A 3,560-nucleotide genomic window follows, 5' to 3' on the forward strand; every position below is an offset into this window, starting at 1 on the left:
GCGCGAGCCCACGGCCTTGCAGCTAGATGTTGCAAGACGTCGGATCGAACTCCTGATGCAAGTGCTGGCGCGCTAACATCGCTTCGATCGCGAAGGCTGCCGACGAGCTGATCACGGCTCTGATCGACAATGCCGAAGCGCGCGGTCTCCAACCTACTGGCCGCTGGATGGAGGTCCCTCTTGTCGAGTGCCGAGAGTTCGAGCTCGAGGAGCGAGATCCCATCGGGGACCAGGCAGACGAGGCGTACGACCGGATAAGACAATAGACCCGAATGCTGAACGTAGGTGTTGCTATTGGCGTGGGCTTATCGGCGTGGAGAGCGGCCGACTTCGTTACGGGGCTACTCACTGCCGTATTAGTCTGGGGGATTATCACCCTGGTGAGGCTGGCGCTTCGCCAGCATTGAGCATTTCTCGGATCAAACCCTTTCCGCCACAGCGAGTGCTGCAGGAAGGGCGTTCGCGACAGTGATCGGAACGATTCAGCGGGCCGCCCGTTGGCGACTCGGTTCGTTGCGTTTGAGGTTGCGTTCATGTGTGCTCGTCGGGTTCTCAGAGCCGGGCCTGGCGTCGATACGGTCAAAGGACCGGTCACACGACGGCAGAAGATCGAGCGCAACCTATTCAGCGATCCAATGCCGGAGCGCGTCGAGCCCTGCCTCGCGCTGCTCCAAAGCAAGCCACCGACCGGCGACGATTGGGCTTTCGAGGTGAAATGGGACGGCTATCGGCTCGCTGTCCACATTGAGCGCAGCCGAGTCCGCATCATCACGCGCGGGGGCCACGATTGGACAGCTCGCTTTCCGACCATCGCGCACGATGCCCGCGAACTGGGCCTGGATAGCGCCATCCTCGACGGTGAGGCCGTCGTGCTCGACGAGCGCGGCGCTTCCGACTTCGGCGCGCTGCAAAAGGCGCTTGGCGGTCGTGGTGGAAAACGGTCCGCGGCGAGCGCGATGCTCTATGCCTTCGATCTGCTCTATCTCAACGGCCACGACCTCCGCGCGCTCAGCCTCGATGAGCGCCAGGCCATGCTGGAGGACGCGCTCGCAGCCCAGCCACACGGCTCCATCCGTCTCAGCGAGGAGATCAACACGGAGGGCGCACCATTTCTCAAGCTGGCATGTGAGTTAGGCCTTGAAGGAATTATCGCGAAACGCCGCTCGGCTCCGTATCGCTCAGGGCGCGGAGGAGATTGGCTAAAGGTGAAGTGCGTCCAATCGGAAAGCTTTGTCATCGTCGGCTATGAACCCTCCACTGCTGCACTCGGCGGCATCGGCCGATTGGTGCTGGCTGCTCGCAAGGACGTTGCGCTAGTCTATGTCGGAGGCGTCGGCACCGGCTTCAGCCATGCCAGCGCGACTGCGCTGCGCAAGCAGATGGACGAACTGATCATCCTGAAACCGCCGATCCGGATGAACGGGAGTCGACAGGCCTATCGCTGGCTGAAGCCCGTTCTGGTAGCGGAGATCGAGTTCCGGGCTTGGACGGATGACGGCAAGCTGCGGCACGCGTCTTATAAGGGGCTGCGCGAGGAGGCTGACCAAGCCAAGATTTTCCAGCTCGATTAGTGCTGCATCAGCGGGGACCCCTGCCCGCTCTCTACCGCCGTCGGGTATTCAGGCCTTTCGCTTCGGTAAGTTGGCAGGCTCGGGACAGGTGCTCGGCATTGAGGTGAGTAAGCTGCGTACGCTCAATTTCTGCGCGGCAATCTTGGCTGCGACCTCGTCTTCGAATGCTCTAAGGCCCATCGAAATATGCCCTAATTCCCGCGCCTCGGCCGAGCCCTCTGGCGCGCCTAGCAATTCTTCAAAGCGCTTCAACGCTCGGGCGAGGTCTTCAAAGCTTTGGATTCTCGTCATGGCCGTGCTGACAACTCAGCCGCACCTGGCCGTCGCGTAGGCCAGGGTGTTCTCGTTCGGTCTTGTCCTTCCAGTTCTCCACGAGGCGTTCGATTATGCCGACGCCAGGCTTCGTTATTCGGATGCGCGCCGATCCGTCCTTGATGATCCATTCATCTCCGTGGCGGTGAATGTCGAGCGCGGCCGTCACTGCTTCGCTCCGTCAGAGCCAAGTGTCTTCCGCCGCAATGCCTTCTCGACGGCATCGGCCGACGAACCGACTTCGCGCACCGTTTCCTCGAGCTCGGCTTTGGAAACTCCGAGCTTGTCGGTCCAATAGCGAACCTCATAGTCCTCGCCAAGGTTGATGCGCGACCGGTCCTGCGGGCCTCGATTGGTTTTGTCATCTGCCATGTGAGCCTCCTGCAGCGATAATCGGCTGGGAGGCATTTGGGTTCCCTACCCCTTATCGGAGCCGATGCTTCGCTCGCCAAATCTCGACATCGAGGACAAGCGCGACGAACCTAGTGAGGCTCACTTCGTTCCCTTTCTCGCCGCATCGATCAGTTCGTAATGCTCGTGGGTATCACCTCGCGACATGAGGTTCTTGGAGCCACAGACCGAACAGCGGTAGCGCAGGCAGATGTCCGGGATCGGGGTTTCCGGAGGCAGATCGCTCACGTCGATCCCGCCCCGGTAATGGCGGCAAGCGTTGCAGTAGATCTCAACCTGGTGCCGTCCGAGCATCATCTGGCTGGCTACCGTGGCCGGTTGGATTTCCCGCCCATCCTTGTCGTAGGCGCGGCGCGGGTTGCGCTTCATGCTTGACTCCTGCGAGGCATTTGTTCTCTTAATGTTCTCATTCGAGGACGAGAGCAATGTCAGCCGAGCCGCTACTGAAGCCGCCGGAAACAGATGAGTTCGAGTGGGAGATTGTCGAGCTTGTCGACGCATATGGAACCGACCGAGCCGCTTTGCGTGCAACCTATTACGCGCTGAAAACGGCCTTGGCCGATGCGGATAGATCCGTTTCGAGAGGCTTCGTGCGAGGCCTCTTTTCGCAGGGAGCGCGACCTATCCGCGAACCTGAATGACCCGTCATGGTACCGCCGAACGAACTCACCGAGCTTCAGGATTTTCCCTGGGTTCTGCTGCGCCTTCGCTGTCACTTCTGCCGGCGCGAGCACGACGCGCGAGTGGTTGTCCTGAGCTGGCACCACGGCGTGCACGCCACAGTCGGGCAGATGGTCGACATCTTCATGTCGCGTTGTCCATGGGACCCTCACAACCCGGCCCGAAAGCCTCAGAAATACGGCAGGAAATGCGGCGCCTACTGCCCGGATGTAGGCAGGACCTCTCCGCCGGACTGGCCACCGCCAATGCTCGGTTTCACCCTGATTGAAGGAGGAAAAGATGGACAGCTTCCAGCTGACAAGCCCCGAGAGCAGCGTCGAAATCGCGTCGGAGGTAATCCAGAGGATACGTGAATCGCTGGCGGAAACCCGCGACAAAGGGATTTCCGGCGCCGTGGGGTTCGACCAGCTCGGGAACGCAACCGATGTGATCCAGCAGCTCGACGAGCTGGCAGAGGAATATGGGTGCCTGGTGAGCGGCCCCTATGACAGCGAAGAAACGAACGGCGGAGGCTACTACCTCTTCGAACGCCAGGACGCCCCCAATGTTGTAGATGGCTGCTGGCTCACCAAGCCCGAGCCGGAA

At 60.8% G+C, this 3,560-nt stretch carries 5 protein-coding genes; 2 read left to right on the top strand and 3 right to left on the bottom strand.

The features are described from left to right. The first annotated feature begins 635 nt into the window (after positions 1–635). Positions 636–1,571, top strand: coding sequence for a non-homologous end-joining DNA ligase (gene ligD / locus AC1DVA_RS26905; protein WP_476807921.1), 936 nt, complete (start codon positions 636–638; stop codon positions 1,569–1,571). Positions 1,572–1,839: 268 nt separating this feature from the next. Here the strand turns inward: ligD and AC1DVA_RS26910 are convergent, their stop codons facing one another. From AC1DVA_RS26910 to AC1DVA_RS26920, 3 genes are all read right to left on the bottom strand, one after another. Continuing rightward, positions 1,840–2,052, bottom strand: coding sequence for a hypothetical protein (locus AC1DVA_RS26910; RefSeq protein WP_476807922.1), 213 nt, complete (start codon positions 2,050–2,052; stop codon positions 1,840–1,842). Next, positions 2,049–2,255: a DUF3606 domain-containing protein gene (locus AC1DVA_RS26915; RefSeq protein ID WP_476807923.1), complete on the bottom strand. Its 207-nt coding sequence runs from the start codon at positions 2,253–2,255 to the stop codon at positions 2,049–2,051. The genes AC1DVA_RS26910 and AC1DVA_RS26915 overlap by 4 nt, the downstream gene beginning before the upstream one ends. A 120-nt stretch (positions 2,256–2,375) precedes the next feature. Then, on the bottom strand, positions 2,376–2,663 hold the full coding sequence (locus tag AC1DVA_RS26920; RefSeq protein WP_476807924.1) for a hypothetical protein: 288 nt from the start codon (positions 2,661–2,663) through the stop codon (positions 2,376–2,378). A gap of 591 nt (positions 2,664–3,254) precedes the next feature. Here AC1DVA_RS26920 and AC1DVA_RS26925 point away from each other — a divergent pair. After that, a partial coding sequence (locus AC1DVA_RS26925; RefSeq protein ID WP_476807925.1) for a hypothetical protein occupies positions 3,255–3,560 on the top strand: 306 nt, incomplete at its 3' end.

This window comes from Allobosea sp. P4_C6 (genome assembly GCF_056402015.1).

Excerpts from the sequence above, each read along its gene's own strand:
- AC1DVA_RS26915 (WP_476807923.1), bottom strand. The coding sequence starts at position 2,255 with ATGGCAGATGACAAAACCAATCGAGGCCCGCAGGACCGGTCGCGCATC.
- ligD (WP_476807921.1), top strand. The coding sequence starts at position 636 with ATGCCGGAGCGCGTCGAGCCCTGCCTCGCGCTGCTCCAAAGCAAGCCA.
- AC1DVA_RS26920 (WP_476807924.1), bottom strand. The coding sequence starts at position 2,663 with ATGAAGCGCAACCCGCGCCGCGCCTACGACAAGGATGGGCGGGAAATC.